At 62.1% G+C, this 20012-nt stretch carries 22 protein-coding genes and 2 tRNA genes; 10 read left to right on the forward strand and 14 right to left on the reverse strand.

The window, feature by feature from the left end; genetic code table 11:
• The first annotated feature begins 143 nt into the window (after positions 1–143).
• Positions 144–365, forward strand: coding sequence for a hypothetical protein (locus tag IB265_RS09360; protein ID WP_057253966.1), 222 nt, complete (start codon positions 144–146; stop codon positions 363–365).
• A gap of 371 nt (positions 366–736) precedes the next feature.
• Here the strand turns inward: IB265_RS09360 and IB265_RS09365 are convergent, their stop codons facing one another.
• A complete protein-coding gene (locus IB265_RS09365; protein WP_113736988.1) occupies positions 737–997 on the reverse strand; it encodes a DUF1127 domain-containing protein in 261 nt (86 codons plus the stop codon).
• A gap of 701 nt (positions 998–1698) precedes the next feature.
• Here IB265_RS09365 and IB265_RS09370 point away from each other — a divergent pair.
• Positions 1699–2130, forward strand: coding sequence for a GFA family protein (locus tag IB265_RS09370; RefSeq protein ID WP_113132960.1), 432 nt, complete (start codon positions 1699–1701; stop codon positions 2128–2130).
• Positions 2131–2167: 37 nt separating this feature from the next.
• On the opposite strand, the gene IB265_RS09375 is transcribed toward IB265_RS09370, so the two are convergent.
• Entirely contained in the window at positions 2168–2320 is a 153-nt protein-coding gene (locus IB265_RS09375; protein WP_156414716.1) for a hypothetical protein, read from the reverse strand.
• Positions 2321–2463: 143 nt separating this feature from the next.
• Positions 2464–2539 (reverse strand) — tRNA-Lys (locus IB265_RS09380).
• 366 nt (positions 2540–2905) lie between these two features.
• On the opposite strand from IB265_RS09380, the gene IB265_RS09385 reads away from it, so the two are divergent.
• A tRNA-Lys gene (locus IB265_RS09385) sits at positions 2906–2981 on the forward strand.
• 55 nt (positions 2982–3036) lie between these two features.
• On the opposite strand, the gene IB265_RS09390 is transcribed toward IB265_RS09385, so the two are convergent.
• Together IB265_RS09390 and IB265_RS09395 are read right to left on the reverse strand one after the other, a co-directional pair.
• The gene (locus tag IB265_RS09390) at positions 3037–3954 is read right to left on the reverse strand and encodes a PhzF family phenazine biosynthesis protein (protein WP_113736989.1); all 918 of its coding nucleotides are present in this window, start codon (positions 3952–3954) and stop codon (positions 3037–3039) included.
• A 289-nt stretch (positions 3955–4243) separates the two neighbouring features.
• A complete protein-coding gene (locus tag IB265_RS09395) occupies positions 4244–5173 on the reverse strand; it encodes an MBL fold metallo-hydrolase (protein WP_113736990.1) in 930 nt (309 codons plus the stop codon).
• Between the two features lie 352 nt (positions 5174–5525).
• Here IB265_RS09395 and IB265_RS09400 point away from each other — a divergent pair, with 352 nt between their 5' ends.
• Complete coding sequence (locus IB265_RS09400) at positions 5526–6785, forward strand: calcium-binding protein (RefSeq protein ID WP_110878568.1); 1260 nt, start codon at positions 5526–5528, stop codon at positions 6783–6785.
• 226 nt (positions 6786–7011) lie between these two features.
• On the opposite strand, the gene IB265_RS09405 is transcribed toward IB265_RS09400, so the two are convergent.
• Positions 7012–7737 (reverse strand): NUDIX hydrolase, encoded by a 726-nt coding sequence (locus tag IB265_RS09405; RefSeq protein WP_113736991.1) that lies wholly within the window; start codon positions 7735–7737, stop codon positions 7012–7014.
• A 2-nt stretch (positions 7738–7739) separates the two neighbouring features.
• On the reverse strand, positions 7740–8846 hold the full coding sequence (locus IB265_RS09410; RefSeq protein WP_113736992.1) for an endonuclease/exonuclease/phosphatase family protein: 1107 nt from the start codon (positions 8844–8846) through the stop codon (positions 7740–7742).
• Between the two features lie 332 nt (positions 8847–9178).
• Between IB265_RS09410 and IB265_RS09415 the strand changes: the two genes are divergently transcribed.
• Positions 9179–10630, forward strand: a complete 1452-nt coding sequence (locus IB265_RS09415; RefSeq protein ID WP_246805893.1) for a CHAD domain-containing protein — start codon at positions 9179–9181, stop codon at positions 10628–10630.
• A gap of 158 nt (positions 10631–10788) precedes the next feature.
• Positions 10789–11001 carry a hypothetical protein gene (locus IB265_RS09420; RefSeq protein ID WP_058323863.1) on the forward strand — a complete coding sequence of 71 codons (213 nt, stop codon included), beginning with the start codon at positions 10789–10791 and terminating at the stop codon, positions 10999–11001.
• A gap of 160 nt (positions 11002–11161) precedes the next feature.
• Here IB265_RS09420 and dapA read toward each other — a convergent pair whose 3' ends face one another.
• Together dapA and IB265_RS09430 are read right to left on the reverse strand one after the other, a co-directional pair.
• Entirely contained in the window at positions 11162–12067 is a 906-nt protein-coding gene (dapA, locus tag IB265_RS09425) for a 4-hydroxy-tetrahydrodipicolinate synthase (protein WP_113736994.1), read from the reverse strand.
• A 426-nt stretch (positions 12068–12493) separates the two neighbouring features.
• Entirely contained in the window at positions 12494–12889 is a 396-nt protein-coding gene (locus IB265_RS09430) for an Ohr family peroxiredoxin (protein WP_057253948.1), read from the reverse strand.
• A 154-nt stretch (positions 12890–13043) separates the two neighbouring features.
• On the opposite strand from IB265_RS09430, the gene IB265_RS09435 reads away from it, so the two are divergent.
• Together IB265_RS09435 and IB265_RS09440 are read left to right on the forward strand one after the other, a co-directional pair.
• On the forward strand, positions 13044–13529 hold the full coding sequence (locus IB265_RS09435; protein WP_113736996.1) for a MarR family winged helix-turn-helix transcriptional regulator: 486 nt from the start codon (positions 13044–13046) through the stop codon (positions 13527–13529).
• Positions 13530–13667: 138 nt separating this feature from the next.
• On the forward strand, positions 13668–13907 hold the full coding sequence (locus tag IB265_RS09440; protein ID WP_113736997.1) for a hypothetical protein: 240 nt from the start codon (positions 13668–13670) through the stop codon (positions 13905–13907).
• Here IB265_RS09440 and IB265_RS09445 read toward each other — a convergent pair.
• The 4 genes from IB265_RS09445 to IB265_RS36645 form a co-directional block, all read right to left on the reverse strand.
• Positions 13856–14881: a DUF3095 family protein gene (locus IB265_RS09445; RefSeq protein ID WP_113736998.1), complete on the reverse strand. Its 1026-nt coding sequence runs from the start codon at positions 14879–14881 to the stop codon at positions 13856–13858. The two genes, IB265_RS09440 and IB265_RS09445, sit on opposite strands and share 52 nt — an antisense overlap.
• Before the next feature lie 267 nt (positions 14882–15148).
• On the reverse strand, positions 15149–15631 hold the full coding sequence (gene greA / locus IB265_RS09450; protein WP_113736999.1) for a transcription elongation factor GreA: 483 nt from the start codon (positions 15629–15631) through the stop codon (positions 15149–15151).
• 304 nt (positions 15632–15935) lie between these two features.
• Positions 15936–17075, reverse strand: a complete 1140-nt coding sequence (locus IB265_RS09455) for a phenylacetate--CoA ligase family protein (RefSeq protein ID WP_246805894.1) — start codon at positions 17073–17075, stop codon at positions 15936–15938.
• 14 nt (positions 17076–17089) lie between these two features.
• The gene (locus IB265_RS36645) at positions 17090–17314 is read right to left on the reverse strand and encodes a hypothetical protein (RefSeq protein ID WP_246805895.1); all 225 of its coding nucleotides are present in this window, start codon (positions 17312–17314) and stop codon (positions 17090–17092) included.
• 387 nt (positions 17315–17701) lie between these two features.
• Between IB265_RS36645 and IB265_RS09460 the strand changes: the two genes are divergently transcribed.
• Positions 17702–18355 (forward strand): glutathione S-transferase family protein, encoded by a 654-nt coding sequence (locus IB265_RS09460; protein ID WP_113512727.1) that lies wholly within the window; start codon positions 17702–17704, stop codon positions 18353–18355.
• A gap of 87 nt (positions 18356–18442) precedes the next feature.
• Positions 18443–18988 carry a putative immunity protein gene (locus tag IB265_RS09465; RefSeq protein ID WP_210334441.1) on the forward strand — a complete coding sequence of 182 codons (546 nt, stop codon included), beginning with the start codon at positions 18443–18445 and terminating at the stop codon, positions 18986–18988.
• A 24-nt stretch (positions 18989–19012) separates the two neighbouring features.
• Here IB265_RS09465 and gcvA read toward each other — a convergent pair whose 3' ends face one another.
• Positions 19013–19921, reverse strand: a complete 909-nt coding sequence (gcvA, locus tag IB265_RS09470; RefSeq protein ID WP_113737002.1) for a transcriptional regulator GcvA — start codon at positions 19919–19921, stop codon at positions 19013–19015.
• Positions 19922–20012 lie beyond the last annotated feature (91 nt).

Genomic DNA, 20012 nt, shown 5'->3' on the forward strand with positions numbered 1-20012 from the left:
CGAAACGCGACCACCCCTGCCGCACCGCCGGCCAGCGGGTGGTCGCATGAAACAAGGGCTATCAGGCAGCCCCCCAAGCACAAGCACGTGTTTCCTTTCGGTTCGCTGATGATAAGAATCCGGCACCCGCAAAGGAGCCTTGAATGCGCGTCGCGTTGCTATGTTTGCTGCTGCTTCTCTCGTCCTGCATGCCGCACATCCCCGAAGAGGTTCTCGACGCAAACTGGTGCAGGGACATGGCGGCAGCAAAGGCGAAGGCCACCGGTACCGGGCGAGCGAACCTCGCAGCGGCGATGATAAAACACGACTGCGCCGCCAAGCTCGCCGCCGAACAACAATCGGCGGCGACCGCGCTGGCACCCTGATCTCCGATCGGCCTGCAACGCGCTGGTGACGAGAGATGACTTGCCGACTGCATGTTTCCTTTGTTCGTAGCCCGTTAAAGGGCAAAAACATGCGGCAATTCAAAGTGCTACGGCGACCTTTGCGCGCCTGAGCAGATGCGCGGCGTTGCAGGATCAGCCGCGTTCACACACAAGCGGCGCTGCCACCCAATTGTGCGCTGGAACTGCGAGACCAGCCCAAGTCCTTGGGCCGAAAGGTCTTTCGACCCGAAGGACGTCGGGTCGCTCACATCCCCGCCACAAGGGCGAGGATGACGGAGAATGGGACACCCTTCGCGGCAGAAAGCCATCTTTAGGGTTTGCCAGCAGCCTGAGGCCCGCTGACGCGGGCCTCAGTTCTGTCTCGTAACCGGATAGCCGACCGGCATTTGCCAGAGGGATATGTCTGCTATCTCGGGCTTCTTCACGCCTTCCTCCGCGCCGATATCGCGGAGCATGTGATCCGAGAGATGGCTGAGCTGGTTGAGCGTCCGACGACGCCTCCAGGCAGCCAGAATGAAGGCACCGACTGTCCGCCGGAAGCCGAACGTTCGAAACAGGTCGTCCATGATCGCCAGCAGGGTGCCGGCGGAGGTGAGTTGCAATTCGCGCATGTTTATTCCCGCCGCCGCGAGCGGCCGGGTCCTCTAGATTATGGATGCGCGCGGACACGGAAACGCGTTCCGGGAACCGGTCACATCAAGTCAAAATGGAAAATACGAAAAGGCGGAACTCGGGTCGCGTTTATGCGCCGAAGTAATTCACAGAATTGTGGCACACTCGTCGTGACGAGCAAGCCATTCCACCAGAGGCGAGCATCTGAACAAAATTATGATTCATCGTATGCCTCCTCTAGTTTGAGCTCCGATTTGGTGAAAATTACACGAGTTTACTTCTGCGGCAAGAGCACAATCGCAAACTGTCGGAATGACGAAGCGCCTGTTGCACGGGAGCAACAGGTGACGGGTGCGAGCGTGCCGCAGGGGTCGATCCGGCCTTTATCGCCAACAGACGCGGCTTTTCCACCGCGGCGAAGAGTTCAAAACGGAGCGATTGATTGTCATTGTCTCGTTCTCCGTCTTCTTCGCACTGATCTGCATCGGCAGCATCGTTGACATCGCGACCACAGAGCCACGCCCCTCACGCCACGACGTCGAGGCGCTGCCGCGATGAGGCGGAGAGGCCTCCAAGGGTCGTCACGGCTGTCCTCACCTTCCGCCCGGCATGCCATTCGCTTTGCCCGCACTTGAGCATCCGCAATCCAGCCCCTAAGAAAAGGACGTCAATTGCGCTTCAAAATCAGATGGATGCTTCCATGAATCTCGACGTTCAGGACCTCAACGGCGCCTGTCACTGCAAAACAGTTCGTTTCAATGTTCGATTGAAGAACGGTCTTCATACGGCCCGCCGCTGCACCTGCTCTTACTGCCAGTTGAAGGGCGCGGTTGCCGTCTCCGCCGCAAAGGACGGCGTCACTGTGCTTTCAGGCGGTGAGGCGCTGACCAGGTATCAGTTCAACACAAAGGCGGCCGAGCATTTCTTTTGCTCAAAATGCGGCATCTACACCTTCCACAGGCCGCGCGCGAACCCCGATTTCTACGGCGTCAATGCAGCGTGTCTCGAAGGCGTGAGCCCCTTTGATTTTGAAGAATTGCCCGTGAACGACGGCATCAATCACCCGATGGACGCCCAGGGATCGACCGGCCCGCGGCTCGCCGGAACGCTCCGATACTTTCCCGCCAAATGAACGGCAGCAGCGTCTGACGACGATATTGGTCACGCCGTTATGAATGTTCGGCGCACCGTTTGATGAGGGCGTGGTCGGTGCCGTTGGCGTCGCCCGCGACCGGCTCGACCAGGCGACCAATCGCGCTGGTCGAGCGCTGCACATATCGCCGGTCGGGATTATGGCGCCGCTGATGCGCCTCGTAGGCCATCGCAACAAGTGTCGGCGGACAGGACGGCACGCGGTCACGCCGGATGCTTAGGAACGGGCCGTGGATACCTCCCAGAACCTGGAAAGCGCACCAATATGCCTGCCGGAAAAATTGGAATTTAATCAGCGTCTTAGGAGAAGTTTTGGTGGGTGATCACGGGCTCGAACCGTGGACCCGCTGATTAAGAGTCAGCTGCTCTACCAACTGAGCTAATCACCCATCCGTGGCGTCGCTTTAGCGCACGGGCCGATGACACTCAAGAGGGTATTTGCGTCACGCGACGATAAACCCACAGCGTTTCCATCCGGCTCCGAGTTGATTGCGTTTGCTCTCGCCTGGCCGCGCCATCAGCGCACGCCGATGAAGCGGCCGCCCAGGTCAAAGCGGCAGTTGTCAAACGCGTCTTTCGTCGTGACTCCCGTGTTCCCTACAACCACGGCGGTGTGCGGGGCGTTCTCCACAGGGCGCGCCTTGGCCCCATGAAGTTTTTCAAAAGATTTTCACAAAGGCGCTGGACAAGCCAATCGAACGCCTTTATACGCCCCCTCACGACAGCGACGGGACTTGACCGACGCGGTCGCGGATGGGTGATTAGCTCAGTTGGTAGAGCAGCTGACTCTTAATCAGCGGGTCCACGGTTCGAGCCCGTGATCACCCACCAAATTCTCCTAAAACGCTGATTGAATTTCTCTTTTCCAAAAGGCTTGGCTCCCGCTTCAGACGAAAAGTTCGCCTGCGCCGATCTTCACCGCGTGGCCGCCGATGCGGGCATTGCTGATCTCGCCGCCGGCGATATCCAGATGCAGGTGGATGAAGGACGGCCGTCCCATTTCCACCCCCTGCTCGACCAGCACCGGGTGATGACCGTCGACGAACTGGTCGAAAAAATGGATGGCACCGGAGAGAGCGGCCACGGCCGAGCCGGTCGCCGGGTCCTCGAGGTTGCCGGCACCGGGGCCGAACTTGCGCGCGTGGAAGCGCGCCGTGTGGTTCACGCCGCCGCGGCAATAGACATAGGCCGGGGCCAGCCGCCCCTCGGCCATCGGCGTCAGTTGCTCCCAGCGTTGCGAATCGAACTCGATCGAAGAAACCGCCGCAACATCGTGCACCGGCACCATGACGAAGGGCGCGCCGGCACTCCAGAACGAAGGCACGTGGTTCTCGAAGCCGATCTGTGATTGTTTCAGGCTCAACGCATCGGCGATCGCCTGCCGGTCGAAGCGGGCATCGAGCCGTACCGATTTGCGCGGCAGGTCGAACTCGGCAAAGCTCGCAGCCCTCGACTTGAGGCGGACGGCGCAGCGCACCGGACCCACCTTCTCCTCCAGCACCTGCACAAGGTCGATCCCCTCCTCGATCGCGCCATGCTGCGCCTCGGCGATAGCGATCGCCGCGCCAACGGTCGGATGTCCGGCAAAGGGCAGTTCCTGGCTGGGGGTGAAGATCCGGAGCTTCGCCGTATGCGCAGCACCCCCGGGCCTGCGGATGAACACCGTCTCCGACAGGTTGAATTCCTGCGCGATCGCCTGCATCGCCTCGTCGTCCAGCCGGTCGGCGCCGAAGACCACAGCCAGTGGATTGCCTTCGAGTTGCCTGTCGGTAAAGACGTCGTAGATCGCGTAACTCAGCGTCATTCATGTCCCCTTGCGAAGATGCCCCGAACTTTGCAGCGTCGGGGCGCGGGCGGCAAGGGTTAAAAAGCACCCGTGCACAACTCGGAGCAGGTGTCATGGGTTCGTAGCGCTACGCACCTCTATTAAAGCTCACGAGAGCCGTCCAAACTTCCGGGATTATGTCGCAATACCTGCAGACATTGACCGAGCTTATTTGCTGTCTTCCGCGTAAGCCCTCGTCGGACTTCCTCGGGAAAATCCAATACCAATCGTTCGCCGGTTGCGAGCCACCGACGGCTGAACTTGGCTCTTAATGGCGCGGTGCAACAGCCTCCGGATGAAAGTGATACGTGCCGTCGCCCAATGGCACGACGTCCCCAATTCCCGGGAAAGGGAAATGGTAGCCATGATAGCGAATACCCTCGGTCACGACCTTGGCGAAAATCGCGGTCTTCGCATCCGCGGCCTGCTGCGGGTTGGTATCGTAGTCCATATGGAAATACCATTCCGGATGAGCCGGGTCGTATACCTGATGGTGGCAGACGTCACCGGTGAAGACAATTTTTTGCCCTTCGCTCTCGAAGATGTAGGCGCACATCCCGGCGGTATGACCCGCGACGGAAAACGTGGACACTCCCGGGAACAGGGTCTCCCCGACTGAGAAAAGCCTCAGCCTGTCGCGATAAGGAGCCACTGCTTCAAGTGCTCCTCCCGTCCACTCCGATCGGAAGTCATTCCGATTCAAGTTTTCCGGATCGGTCCATTCAGCCCATTCCCGATCGGTGCAGAAAAGCTTCGCGTTGGGGAAGGTCGCGCTACCGTCGGGATGGATGAGGCCAAAGGCGTGATCCGGATGCAGGTGGGTCATCAGGACCGCGTCGATGTCTTTCGGATCAATACCGGCCGCGCCGAGATTGTCTATCAGACGACCCATGTCGCCACGCCATGTAAGTGTCCGCCCCGCGCCCGCATCGATGAGAAACAATCTGTCGCCCGTGTTCATCACGACTGGGTTGATATCCATTGGAATGTGGTCGATGGGCAACCGATGGACGGATTTCAGGCGGGCGATTTCGGCCGGATCAGCATCTGGGTAGAAGCCCTCGTAGCTGTGATGGATATAACCATCCCAGACAACCGTCCCCTCGAATACCCCCAGTCGGAAACGGTACCAACCGACGTCTTGGACGCAGTGTACCTGCCCCCATTCCCCAGGCGTGAAACCTGTCCCCGTTGCCATGAGCGCTCTCCCATCTTGCTCAACAGCCTGCGGCACACAGTTACCGCGCTACTTTCCATCATCTCGACAACAGTAGCAAAGTTGAAGGAAACATCAGCAACTACTAACAATCGTAGATCCGAGTCTTGCCAGCCGTCCCGCGCCTGGCTCGGGCGCTTCGGGCTAGCGTCATCGATCTCAACGCCAGTTGTTCCAGGATCGCGCCGGCTTTCAGTTATTTGAATGACAGTGATGGATATTAATTTAAGTTTTGAATTATAATTGAAATACAATAAATTACTGCACTTAATAAATATAATACTTGTTTGCAATTGTTGTTTGCTTATAGATTGCTTTCAGGAGGATGAAAACAATGGCAAAGATAGTCGGCACTGATGCGAACGACACCCTGTTCGGGACAGACGAAAACGACAATATCTGGGGTCTCGGCGCCAATGACACGCTGGACGGCGGGCTTGGGAACGATTTTCTCTATGGCGGGGCCGGTAACGACGGCTTGGTGAGTTTCAGCGGCTATGACGAGCTCGATGGCGGCGATGGCGATGACCGGCTGGAACTCAACGGAACGGGCGGCGTGGCGCGGGGAGGTGCCGGCATCGATACGCTGGTCATCAATCTTTCAGGGACGGGCAACCGAGTCACGTTTAACGGCATGAACCGCCACGTAACCTTCGGTGACCCGGCTGAGACCGACAATCACATCTTCTACCGCGGCATTGAGCGGCTGGAGCTGACGACCGGTAGCGGCAAGGACATTGTTGAGGGTGGCACGGGTGACGACGTGATCTCGACCGGAGACGGCGCGGACATCATCGGCGGCCAGTCATTGCCGAACACCCATAATCAAATGAGTTCCCTGGGTGCTGATGTTATCGACGCCGGTGCGGGCAACGACACGATAATCGATCGGTTCGGGGCCAATCATCTTTCTGGCGGCAGTGGCGACGACAGCATCACAACGACACTTTCATCTGCCGAACTCGACGGCGGCGACGGTGACGACACGTTACGGTTCGAGGATGCGGATCGGACCGATGATGTCACGGTCGATGTGGTCAATGGCGTTACATCGACCGGTACGGCCTTTCACAATTTTGAGCGGGTTTACGCACATACCGGCAGCGGCAATGATACTTTGCTCGGTGGCCTCAGTCGCGACAACCTCTTCGGCGGCAATGGGGCCGACCGCCTGTTTGGCGGCGAAAATAATGACTATCTCTATGGCGAAGGCGATGATGACCGCCTTGAAGGCGGTGCCGGAGTCGACTCACTTAGTGGGGGTGAAGGCGATGACCACCTCTCTGGAGGCGACGGTGCGGATCGTCTGATCGGCGGTGAGGGCGCTGACACATTCCACTGGAGTGGATTTGAGGTTCGCCATAGCAGCATCGACCATATCGTCGATTTTGACACCCAAAGTGGCGACGTGATCGAGTTGGGGGGCTTCTATCCTGGCGACACCAACATCTATAATTTCGATTCCTTTGTGGCTGCCTCGCATGACACAGAGGAGGGTCTCTATGTAGCCTTTCATGGTGAAACCGAAGGTATCCTCATCGAAGGCGTTTCGCTTGCGGACTTATCTGCCGACGATATTGCTTTCACGTTGTGAGACTGCAGTGTCGGTGGCCGGTCCGGCGGAAGTCCGCTTTCCACCCTGCGCGGTCCTTCCTGATTATTGGGATGTGAGGACCGAGGGGCGCGGGCATGTGTGAAGGCGTGGCAGTTCTTCCTGCGCATCAACAGGGCCTAAGGCGCAAGCAGACGCGCGCGGCATAAGCACTACAAATACAAAAAGATAGCGCGATTTATTGATTCAAGGCCGTGGCGAGCGGATGTTACCGAAACAGCCACTTCAGGATAGGCAGGATGAACGGCGGATAGTTGTGCGCCCCAGGGTCCGGCCCGAAAATGGCGATCGCCTCGTCGATCTCCGGCTCGGGATCACCAGCGATGTGCGCCGCGACGCGGGCAACCAGCGCCGCCGCCGTTTCCGGATAGCGGTAGACGCGAAGCACGGTCACGGCGCGGTCCATATGCAGGAGGTGATAGCCGGGCTCGGCCGTCGCAAGCGCGAGGTCGATGCCGGTTTCCTCAAGCGCCTCGCGGCGAATGTTGCCGGCGATGTCGCAGCGGCCGTCGACGATATCCTCGGGCTCCAGCGAGCCGGAGGGGCTGTAGACGCGGGCCGGATTGGCGGTGTGCGACCCCATGCGCACCAGGATCAACGCGCCGTCGGAGGACAGGATCGCCGGCATGGCGAAGAGATGGAAGGCGCCTTCGGCCCGCGTCTTCCGCCACCAGAGAAAGGTCGAATAGGGCACAACATGCCCCTCGCCCCGGATCCGCCCATCCTCGATGCGGAGCACCCGCTGCAGCACCATTCGGCCATCGAAGAGATGCGGGTTGGCCGCGATTTCGCGTTGCCAGTTCTCCTGCGCCCGCTCGACCTCGTCGAGGTGAAACGGATGCGCCGCGCCGTTGACGCGGATATCGACGTCGTCGATCGGGATGATGACGCCCTCGGCCGGCCACGCTGCCCTATTGCTTTCAAGAGCGCCCATGATCACACATCCAGCGTTATGGCCACGGGGCAATGGTCCGACGCCTTCGGCCGGTCCCAGCCGGTGCGCGGGTAGCGCTCCACGTCAAGCCCCGGCGGAAAGATCGTGCGGAAGGGCTGGCCGCCGCGGATGACCTCGGGCACCTGGGAGTGGTTGCGCTTGGCAAGCGCCGGCGACAGCCAGATATAGTCGAGCTGGCAGAGGTGCCGCTCCTGCGGCCCGCGGCTGTGAAACAGCGTCCAGCGGTCCATCACCGGCCGGCGCAGCATCGGGTTTTCCACGAAGCCGTCATGGCTGAACACGTCGAGCGAGCTCGTTTCCTCCTCGTGCGGCACGAACTGGTAGCCGTTGCGCCGGTCGCCGAGGATGTTCACCTTCTCCTGGTAGTCGTTCATGTCGCCGCAGATCGCAAACATCTTGTCGGCGGTCTTCCCGCGGCCGAAGCGGCTCTCGATGATATGGCGCACGGCGCTCGCCTCCGCCACGCGCAGCGGCATCGTCGCCTGCCGGCCGTCGAGCCCTTCGCGCGCCGGCCCCATCGACTTGAAGTGCACGACATAAAGCGTCAGCGGCCGCCCGCCGATGCGCAGGTCCAGCTCCAGGCAATCGCGCTTGAAGATCCGGTCGGCCGGCCGGTTGGTGAGCGCGAGCTGGTCGTTGAAGAGGTCGAGATCCTCATAGGTCAGCCCCGCATGGCTCTTCACATCCAGGCACTCGATCGGCTGGCCGTCGCGTGTCTCCTCGCGCATCAGCACGGCCACGTCGATGCCGCGCGAATCATTGCCTTCGATCAGGTATTTCTGCCGGTAGCCGTTACCCACCATGCGGAAGAGATAGTTGTATTCGAAGGCCTGCAGCGAGGCCATGTTGTCGGCCTCCTGCAGGCAAAGGATATCCGCATCGCAATCGGCGATCGCGAGCGCCGACATCTGCCGCGTATCATCGGTGTGCGCGATGGTGCGCGCCTCCTCCAGCCGCTGGTATTCGGCTTCCGTCTTCACGTCGAAGAGCCTGAGGACCCGGTCCTGCTTGAGTTGGTTGCGAAAGCCGGAAAAATCGAAGCGGCTCAAAAGGTTCTCGATATTGAAGGTGGCAAGGCGAAGCGACATTTATCAATTCCGTGGCATGAAATGCCGGGAGCTTAAAGCAATTCCAGGAAAAGTGTGAAGCGGTTTTCCGCCTGGAATTGCGTCCAATACAAAGAGCAATTTCAGGAAAAGTGCGAAGCGGTTTTCCGTCCGGAATTGCGCAGATGATCCAGGCATCGAGCGGCAAATGTCGAGCCTGATTTCCTTGTCGGCCAGTCACGTCTCGGCGAGCGCGACTTCCCGGCCGATCGGATTTCCGTCTCTGCGCCCGCAATATGATCCATGTCATCCAGAACGCGAACCAATGTGCTCAAATGGCGTTAGTGTATGACCTTGCGCTCATGGAGGATGGTTTGAACACCGAAATCGAACTCAAGCTCGAGCTCTCTCCCGAAGATCTTGACCGCTTTGCCGCATCCGGCCTCCTTGGTGAGCCGGCGCGCACGGAGCAGCAACGGTCCGTCTATTTCGATACGCGCGGCCGTGATCTCTATCAGTCAGGCTTCACGCTGCGCATCCGCACGGTCGGCGCGGCACGCACCCAGACGATCAAGGCGACCGGCCCCCGCGCATCGGTCTTTGCCCGTCCGGAATGGGAGCAGCCGCTTTCCGCCGATGAGCCGGTCGTCGATCACACCACCCCGCTTGCCGCCGCGTTTGACCTTGAGCCCGACGATCTGGAGCCGCACTTTACCGTCGAGGTCGAGCGCAGGACCTGGGAGGTTCACCAGGACGGCACGCAGATCGAAGTGGCCCTCGACCGTGGAATGATCGCCTCAGGCAATCGCCAGACCGCCGTCGGCGAAATCGAACTCGAGCTGAAGGATGGCGACCCGAAGGCGCTTTTCACCCTCGCCCGCCGCATCGAGGCGATCGTTCCCTTCCGCTTGGGCGTTCTTTCCAAGGCCGAGCGCGGCTTCCGTCTGATCGACGCCAGGCCGATCGTCTTCAAGGCGGAGCCGGTCGTGCTCGACCGCGAGATGCGGGTGACGAAGAGTTTCCGCACCATCGCGCTTGCCTGTCTCAGGCACTACCGCCTGAACGAGGACGTGCTGCGTGAACGAAAGAACCCGGAGGCGCTGCACCAGGTCCGCGTCGCCCTTCGCCGCCTGCGCTCGGCTATCTCGCTCTACAAGGATATGCTTGGCGATGAGGAGAGCGCGCGCATCAACGGCGAGCTGAAATGGCTGGCTGGCGTTTTCGGCAAGGTCCGCGATGTTGACGTTCTCCTGACGCGTGATCCGGAGCCGGAGTTGCGCGACCGCCTGAAGACGGCGCGCGCCGCCCGCTACGTCGAAGTCTTCGAGGCCCTCGACGGCGCACGCGGCCGCGCCCTTCTTCTCGATATCCAGCAATGGCTGCACTGCGGCGACTATCTGTCGACGCCGCCCGCCGAGCTTCGCGACCGGCCGGTGGCCGATTTCGCCGAAGCCGTTCTCGACCGCGCGCGCCGCAAGCTCAAGAAACATGGCCGCGCACTCGCCAAGGTCAGCGACGAGGAGCGGCACGAGGCCCGCAAGGATGCCAAGAAGCTGCGTTACGCCGCCGAATTCTTTGCCGCGCTGTTTGACGACAAGCGGGGCACGCGGCGCCACAAGCGGTTCATCGATGCGATGGCCGGACTGCAGGACCGGCTCGGCACGCTGAACGATCTCGTGTCCGGTCCGCTCGTGCTCGGCGAGATCGGCCTTGAGGATCATCCGGACGCCGAAACGCTCGTTGTGCACGCCGACAAGGACAAGCTGATCGACCACGCGCAGAGCGCACTTGACGACGTGATCGACGCCAAGCGCTTCTGGCGCTGAGCCACGGCCGCGCCGACCCGGCCATCGCACACAACCGCAAGGCTTCATTGTATTCGCCGCGAAACGGCGCATACTCACGCCCATCGTTGGACTGTTTATACGGGCTCCAACGGCTGAAAGTTCATTCGCGCTTTCGCCCCAGTTCTGGAGGTCGCGCGATGCATTCCACGACCCGCCAACAGGCGATACACCCCCATGACATGCAGGAGATCGAGCGCATCTTCGACGACATCCTGCGTGATCGCGGGCTGACGCGACGCTGCGAAGCCGCAGAGCGGATCGCAAAGCGGCTTGTTGCGATCTACCAAAGCGGCGTCCGTGACTGCAGCGCGCTGAAGGCCCTGGCTAGAACATCCCGCTTTCAAGCGTGATCGCTTGAAGCGGAAAGATGCACTACAGCGCCGCGCGCCTTATCAGGCGCGCAAAGGTCGCTGTAGCACTTTGATTCTAGAGCATCTTTCCGCCTCCAGTGATTCCACTTGAGAGCGGATGCTCTAGCCGAGCGACAATGGCCGGGCTCCAGCAAGCCCGTCAGCCTTCGCTGTCCTGGCTGGCGATCGCCCGGTCGATCCGTGCTGCCAGCTCGTGGCTGACCGGCACCATCGGCAGGCGCATTTCCGGGCTGTCGATGAGCCCTGAGCGCCAGAGCCAGTGCTTGATCGGAGCCGGGCTCGGCTCGGCAAACAGCAGCCACGGCAGATCGGCAAGACGCTGCCAGTCGGCCAAAGCCCCCGGTTGATCGCCGGATATCAGCCTGTTGCGAATGGCGGCGAAGGCTGCCGTTTGAACATGCGCCGAAGCCGTGATCCCGCCTTCCGCCCCTTGAGTCAGCGCCGTGTAGAACAGCGGGTCTTCGCCGGTCAGCACCGAAAAACCTTGGGGCTTGTGGCGCAGCAGATCGAAGGATTGCGTCGCATCCGCCGAACAATCCTTGACGCCGACGATGTTTTCCCGCTCCGCCAGTTGCAACATCGTCTCGTTGCCGAGGTTCACCCCGGTTCTGTAGGGAATGTTGTAGATCAGGATCGGCCGTGCGGTGGCATCGGCAAGTGCCGAGAAATGGGCGAAGAGCCCGCGTTGCGACGGCCTTGTGTAATAGGGGCAGGCGATCAGATAGCCGGTGATATCCCAAGGCGCCGTCCGCTCCAGCGCCTTTACCGTCTTCAGCGTGTCGCTGCCCGAAAGGCCGAAATAGACCGGTATGGACTTGCCCGCCGCAGCCAGGGTCTCGTTGGTGATCCCAACCAGCCGCTCGCCTTCCGCCTCGCCGAGCGCCATGCCCTCCCCGGTGGTAGCACCCAGGATGAAGCCGTCGATCGGCTCTGCGGCATAGTGCGTCACCAGCCGGCGCAGCGAGCGCTCATCGAGTTCGCCATCGCGAAACGGCGTGATCAGCGGCAGCCAGAGGCCGCTCGGCATTGAATATGTGGTTTCCATGAAATTCCATCTCCTTCAAGAAACCGGAGACGGAGCGCAAGCGAAAACCCCGTCCGAACCGGCGGGGTCGATCTGATCCTTGTGCTTGCTATGCTCTGCGCGCAACGACCGACAGCCCCGGGTACGGGGCTTTTTTCGAGGTCGTCAGTTTGGCGAGACGGCAGATCATGAGGCGAAACTCGAACAGTCCTCCATCTTTGTCAAGCGGCGACGGAGGGCATCGGCCCGGGAGGCGACACGTTCCATACAACGGGAGTTCTGCCGATCAGCCCAATTACATTCCCCTGAGGTCGGACCGGAAGACCGCCTCCGCCCGCGATCGGCGCGCAAGGACGAAGCCCCTGAAACGGTATCGGGATGCGCCGCGGCTGGAGATCCAGGTCCGGCACATCCCGATGATATCAATAGGATTTTCGGAGGGCGAGATCAGACGAGATTGGTCTCGACTTCGATGTTGCCACGGGTCGCCTTGGAGTACGGGCAGATCTCGTGGGCGGCGTGAATAATTTCATGGGCGAGGTCGCGATCGAGGCCCGGCAGGCTGACATTCAGCCGAGCGCTGAGGAAGTATGAACCGTCGTCGACGTTGAGATTGATGTCGGTCTCGACCTCGGGGCCGGCCGGCAGCTTCACCTTGCGCTGTTGCGCAGCAAGCTCGATCGCGCCGATGTAACAGGCCGACCAGGCGGCACCGAACAGGTTTTCCGCGGCCGGATGCGGCTGCGACAGCTTCAGTTCCAGCATGCCGTCTTGGCTGCGGGTGCCGCCGTTGCGGCCGCCGGTGTTGTGGGTCTTGCCAGTGAATACGAGCTTCGTGGTCATGTCATTTCCTCTCTGTTTGATTTATTAAGCGGATCCGCTTCAATCGGATGCGATGTATATAGATGAAACCGGATGCGACGTCAACACCATTGCGATTTAATCGGATACGATTTATATTAAGTGCAGATACGGAAAGAGAAAAAAGGACACCCCCATGCCCGCCTCCAAAACAGCGAGCCCTGAGACCACGCCTGCACAGGGCGGCAAGAAGCTCTCCAACTTCCTGTGCTTTGCGATCTATTCCGCAAACCTCGCCTTTGGCCGCGCCTATAAACCCCTGCTCGACAAGCTGGGCCTGACCTACACCCAATACGTGACCCTGGTGGCGCTGTCGGAGGAAGACGACCAGACCGTCAGCATGCTTGGCGAAAAGCTCTTCCTGGAATCGAACACGCTGACGCCGATCCTCAAGAAGCTCGAAGCGGACGGCTATCTGCAGCGCCGTCGCGACCCTTCGGACGAGCGGCAGGTGCGCCTCACCTTGACGCCGGCCGGTCGCGAACTGGTGGACGCGGAGCCGGGTTCGGCGCTCCTTGACGCCACCGGCCTCGGCGACGACTTTCCGGTCGTGCAGCAATCGGTGGCAAGCCTGCGCGACAACCTGCTGCACTCGATACAACGCGGATCCCAGAAGGAATAGCCGTCGCTTCGATCCCTATGGCCGGCAACCAACGACGACGGGCGGCATGAGACCGCCCGTCCTCTCCACCCTCATCTCTGTGCTTGTCACAGAGATCCAGCAGCCGTGCGTCGGCACGGCAGGAGATGCAGAGCCGGAATGCCGACGCTCGACATCAGGATGATTTCCCGCGCCACCGACGCGGCGCCGCTGGCTGGCGACGGGCTTTTTCAGCATGCCTGGGATGATCAGAGATATCCTTGTCAGCAGTCTGAGGGCGGCCGCTGGCCGCCCATTGTCGTTTCGCCGGCTCGGGGCTGCTTTGAAGCGGCCCGTTTCGATCGCACTTACGCCTCGACGCGCCTGCGCGACTCCATCATTTCGGCCGCCCGCGCGTAGCCGCCATCCATGCCGTCGAGAAAATGCAGATGCGCATCCGGCCGGGCTGACGGTACCAGGCAGGTCATCAGCGCATGTGATTGCCGGTGCAGCCCGAATTTGACCTCACCCCTTGCCCTTGCCGCAAGGAGGATCGCTTCGACCCGATCGATCTGCCCGACTGCGGCGTCCACCGTCAGGCGAAGACCATCGTCGTATTTGCGAAAGTCCGAATTGGCGGCAACGCCCAGCCAGCGCTCTGGCGCGATATAGACCCGCTCATCCTTCGGCACGCCCATTTCCGCGGGCAACGGATGCGACTGCCGCGCCGCCTCGTCGAAGACGGCAATCACGTCTCTGGCGAGCGCCGCGAAACGCGCCGGCGCCACATCGTCCGTCGGCTCGACCAGCAGCGACAGAATCTGCCCGCGCCGGCTCGGAAACGGTCGCCACTCGCAGGCAAGCCCCGTCAGATCAGGTTTGGTGCCATCCTTGTCCGGCTCAAGCTGGTAGCGTCCCCTCTTCAGCTGCTGCTCCGCCCATTTGAGCCCGCCGCCGGCAAACATTGCGTAAGTGGCATCTTTCGAAGCGGCGTAGCGTGCGATCGTCACGTCCTGCCCGTTGGCGCGAATTTCTCTGACGCTCAGCAGGCCGACGCGAAGGTTGAGGCGAAATCGATCCTTCACGAAGGCTGCAATCTGCCTGAGCGCCGCGGTCGCCGTCATTTCCCCTTCCGGCGGAAGCGCAAAGGCGGCGCCATCGCCCCGAAAGACGAAGGGGAAATCGAAATTGCCCCAGGCATTGCCGATCGCGGCGATGGCCGAGGCGCCCGTGTAGTTGACGTCCTCGTAGCGCCCGGACCTGATCGCCCCGGTCGAATCGACGACATCGGTGATCCCCACCAGCCAGTCGTCGGGCAATGGCTCATAGGCCTTTGGGTCCAGCACCAGCGAAAACTCGCTATAGGCCTGTACGCGTTGGGGCTCAAACTGCATCAGCTTCCTCCAGTCGACGGACTGATCGCTGTGGACGGGGCTTTTCCAGGGAATGCCCGAGCGCTCTGAGGCGCACCGGCATCCATGGGCTTGCCGCCTCACATTAAATCGGATGCGATATAAATACTGAAGCGTGTCACAATGTCAATACAATGCGATTTAATCGCATACGATAATAATCACGGCGAAGATAGCTATACCAAAGCGTGGGTATCCTGAGGGATTGCCGCGGGGCTGAGGTTCCGCCCGATGGTTGCAAGAGCGTGCTCACGCGATCGCGGTGATTTCCAGCTCCTGGTCGCCGACGCTCATGACGTCGCCGACCGCCTTGCCCAGGAGCATCCGCGCCACCGGCGAGACATAGGAGATCGACCCGGCCTTCGGATCGGCCTCGTCCTCGCCGACGATCCGGTAGGTCTGCACCCGCCCGTCGTTGCGGCTGAAAGTGACCGTGCTGCCGAAGGCGACGATATCGTTGGACGCTGGCTCCGGCATCAGTTGCGCCGTGCGCAACCGCTCGGCGAGATAGCGCAGGTCGCGCAAGGGGCCGGCCTGCTGACGGCGCTTTTCGTTCACGTCGTCGACTGTGGCCGCCGCCTCATAGGCCGCACGCGCCTCCTGCACCTGCGCCTCCAGCGCCTTCAAGCCCGCCTCGGTCACGAGGTTCGGATGCGGCGAGATCGGGCGATCCGGCAGCAATGTTTCGGCCGCGGTCTCTGCACTTTCTTCCTTGGTGAAGGCAACGCTCAATCTCTGGAACTCCGTCTGGCAGTATGGCACGCAGCGTCCTTATCGGCCGGCTGCCTGCCAATCAACACTATACGCAATTGCGGTCGCTGGGTGGAAGAACAACGGCGCCGCCTCGCGAAGGATCTCAGACGATCGGCTTTCCACTCGCCCAGAATTCATCGACCTTGCCCCACCATCGAAGGGTCTCCGGCCGCAGCCATGGGCGAAACGCCTCAGGATGCGTCCCGCGGTGCAAATGTCCATTCTGCAAGTCTTCGAGAAGGCCGACCGTAGCCGCCTCTCACGCTCCCGTCACCGGTCCTGGCTACTCGATGGCTGGCGAGGCGACAACCAGTTTCTGCTTGGCGCCGGACCCCGAGCGCTCGATGGCATCCACCACCCTCACCCGCACGCCGCCCGCCTCGGCGCCCACCGCATCGAGCGCCGCCTTGGCGGCCTCATCGACCTTAGCGCTGACGGCGGCAGCATCCACGCCTCCAAACACGGCGATGGTGATCTCCAGCCCATCGGGCAATTGCACGAACTGGAATTGTCGCACCCCGGCGGTGCCGGTCAGGGGCGAGCGCAGCCGGTGCGCGTGCACGCGCACGACGCCGCCGCCTCGCCCGGGCAGATGCAGTGTCTCTTCCCTGCGTCCGGCGATCGATGCGATCCGCCAGAACGGCAGGCCGCACGGACAGGGTTCCGTCGCCATCGCAACGATGTCGGAGATTTCGTAGCGCACCAGCGGCAGCACGCGATTGGTGAGCGTCGTCACCAGAAGCTTTGCGCCCTCGGTCCCATCCGGCACCGGGCGATCATTCTCGTCCACCACCTCGAAGACGAAGGAATCCTCGGCCAGATGCAGCCCATCGCCAAAGATGCACTCGTGGCCCATGGGCCCCGCCTCGGTGCACACATAGCTGTTGGCGATAGCCGCCTGCCACGTCTCGGCGGCGAGGTCGCGCACCTCCGGCGTCAGCGTTTCGGCGCTGGTGCGAAACAGCCGGGGCCTGATCCGCAGGCGACCGGCCTGCTGCTCCGTCGCCAGCACCCGCACGAAGGAAGGATAGGCCGAAATCACCTCCGGCTGGTGCAGGTTGAGGCCCTCGACGATCTCCTCGATCGGCATGAGCACGTTGAAGCGTGGCGCAGCCGGCCGGATCGCGCGAAGCTCCACGCCGATATGGTAGGAAATATGCACCGGCGACGAGGCAAAGATGGCAACGCTGCGCGTGGTGTCGTCAATGCCGACGATCGCCTGGAAGCGCACCATGTTGGCGATTGCCGCAAGCCAGGCGGCATCGTCGAAGGCTGCGATACCCCGCTCGCCCGTCGTGCCGCCGGTTGCCACCACACGGTATTGTCCGAGAAGAAGCGACCCGGGATCGTCTCCATCCAGGTGCTGCTCGATCAGGCCGCGACTCAGCCTCGGATCGGTGACGACCCGGTCGAAATTCTCCATCAGCGCCCGCTTCGTCAGCACCGGAAGGCATGAAACGGCGCACCGCTAGCCACCAGCTCGCCAATGCTCTCGCGGTAATAGGTCGATGCCCCGACAGCGTGCCGCAAGGCGGACTGCAACTCGCTGCGCTGAAAGGCCAGTAATCGCTCCCTCGACCATTCCGCGCGCAAAAGACGCGCCTGCGATTGCCTGAGCAAAAGATCGGGATCGAGGGTGGCAGATGCGGTCACTGGTGGCATCGAATTGGTCCTCGTGTCTTGCTTCTGCGGCGCGGCCGCACGAGCGCTCGCCTCGCCCGGCGCGGCCTCGACAGGCGACCAGGCTGGCAGCCCGTGGACAGGACCCGGCGCGCGCCCTTTCGCAACCGGGGTTTGCAAGCGATCATGCCTTTGCACCTCAAGGCCTTGATTGTATCGCGAAAGCCGGGATCTATGCGACAGCGATGCGATGGAGAGCTTCGCCCGCGCGACGTGTCAGCGGCGCGAATGCCGCCGCACCGCTTTGGTATTACTGCATGTTTTCCCTTGAATCGCATCGCGTTTGAGGGAACGTGCAGGTGAGTCTCGAACGGACCTGGGCAGGCTTGAGCCCGAAGCCCTGCTGCGTCATGCGAAGGAGAAAGATCGTTGGCCGAACCGTTTATCGTCTATGGCGCGTCAGCCTCGGGATCCGTTCCGATCGAGGCAACGCTGACCCTTCTCAACCTGCCCTATCGCGTCGAGGAACACGCGCCCTGGGAGGGCAAGCAGGAAGCAAACAGGCTCGCCCGCATCAATCCGCTACTCCAGGTTCCGGCCCTGGCGCTGCCGACGGGCGAATTGATGACCGAAAGCGCCGCGATCCTGATCTGGCTGGCCGATGCCCACCCCGACGGGCGGCTCGCACCGGCGCCGACAGACCCGGCACGACCGGCCTTCCTGCGATGGATGACCTTCGTATCGGCGGCCATCTACGCCCTCTACTGGATTGCCGACGACCCATCCCGCATCGTCGAACGGGAAGAGGACCACGCCGCCGTCAAGGCGCGCCTGTTCGAGCGCATCGCCCACTGCTGGGCGCGGATGGGTGCGGAGCTGCGCCCGGGCAGATACCTTCTCGGCGACGACGTGTCGGTGCTCGACCTCTATGTGGCAACGGCGTCGCGCTGGTCTCCCGGTCGGCGGCGCTTCTACGAGGTTGCACCGGGGCTCGCGGAAACCGTCCGCCGCGTCGACGCCGATCCCCGGCTGGCGACCCTGTGGGCCGAACGCTTCCCCTTCACGCCCGGCTGGGAGCGCTAGTCCTCTCCGTTTCGGATCCCTGAAGCCCGTCAACAAAGCCGCCGGCTTTCCGCTGGATCTGCCGCCGCAGGCTCGCTCAAAACACCGATGTCGCCTCCAATGACCAACGACGCACTGCCACCGCTCCTCACCGAAGACGACCTACGCCACATTACCGGATGGGCGGTGCTCACAGCCGAGCGGGCGCTCCCGGTCTTCGAGGCGGCCGTGCCGGGCGACGACCGCCCGCGCGAGGCGATCGCGGCGGCCCGCGCCTTTGCGCAAGGGGGCCCGCGCACCGCGCATCTGCGCAAGGCCGCGTGGGGCGCTCAAGCAGCGGCGCGCGCGGTCGACGATCCCGCCGCCAAGGCTGCCGCCCGCGCAGCCATTGCCGCTGCCGGTGCGCCCTACACCCACCCGATCGAAACGCCGCATCAGATCAATCATATCCTCGGACCCGCCGCCTATGCCGTCCAGGCGCTGGCGCTCGGAGCGGACGACGAAGCCGGTACCAGCGAAACCGAACTGCGCTGGGCGATTACCGCCGCATCGGAAGAGATCCGGCGCATTGTCGCGAAGATGCCGGGGCGCAAGCCCAGCAAGGGCGCGTTTCACGCCCTGCTCTACCGGCTCGATACCGCCCTGCGCCCCTGACTTTACGCGTGGCGAAGCGGCAGATCACGCCAGGGCGCGCTCGCGTGCCTTGCCGGCTTCCTCGCTGATCCACGCGATCACCGTCTGCAGCGCCGGCGATTTGCGATAGCGCGGCCAGACGAGGTAGAAATCCGAAGGCCCCGACATTGACCCCGCGAAGATGCGGATCAGCCGACCTTCGGTTATATCCTGCGCCACGAAATCGCCGTTGGCGAGCACGATGCCCTGGCCGGCGATCGCCGCCTCGATCGCGTGCGAGGTCTGATTGAAGCTGATGCCCTTGAACGAGGCCTGCCGGCTCCCGCCGAAATGCCGTTCGATGAACTCCGGCCAGAAATTATGCGCGTCGTGCAGCAGCGTATAGCCGGCAAGCGCGTCCGCAGTCTCAGGCACGCGTCGGCCGGCCATCAGCATCGGGCTGCACACGGCGACGATCTCCTGCTCGAACAGCAGCTCGACAGCCAGCCCCGGCCCGAAGGGCGGCCGCCCGTAGCGCACCGCCAGGTCCACGCCATCGGCCTGGAAATTCGACATGCGATCGGTCGCGAGAATATGCAGGTCGAGGTCCGGATGGCGCGCGGTGAAATCCGGCAGCCGCGGGATCAGCCATTTCGAGGCGAAGGATGGCGTGGTGCTGATCGTCAGCCGCACCGGCTGCGGCTTCAGCTCATCCGTCGCCCGGGCGATGATGTCGAGGGCGCGCCTGACATCGGCGATATAGGCCCGCCCCTCGCCGGTCAGCGCCAGCATGCGCGGCAGCCGCTCGAAGAGTTTCACCCCGAGCTCGGCTTCCAGCCCGCGGATCTGCTGGGCGACCGCCCCTTGCGTGACGCCAAGCTCCTCGGCCGCCAGCCGAAAGTTCAGATGGCGCGCCGCCACCTCGAACACTTTCAGCCCATTCAGCGAAGGGAGCCTTCCCGGTGCGTCACTCATCGAATAGTTTTTCTACTGGCATAGGAAAGCGATACTGCCTCGTCGTTGCATCCGAGAGATGGTATTTCAATCGCAATACCAGCACAATTGG

It is taken from the genome of Ensifer sp. ENS10, from assembly GCF_014852025.1.
Classification (GTDB): Bacteria; Pseudomonadota; Alphaproteobacteria; order Rhizobiales; family Rhizobiaceae; genus Ensifer.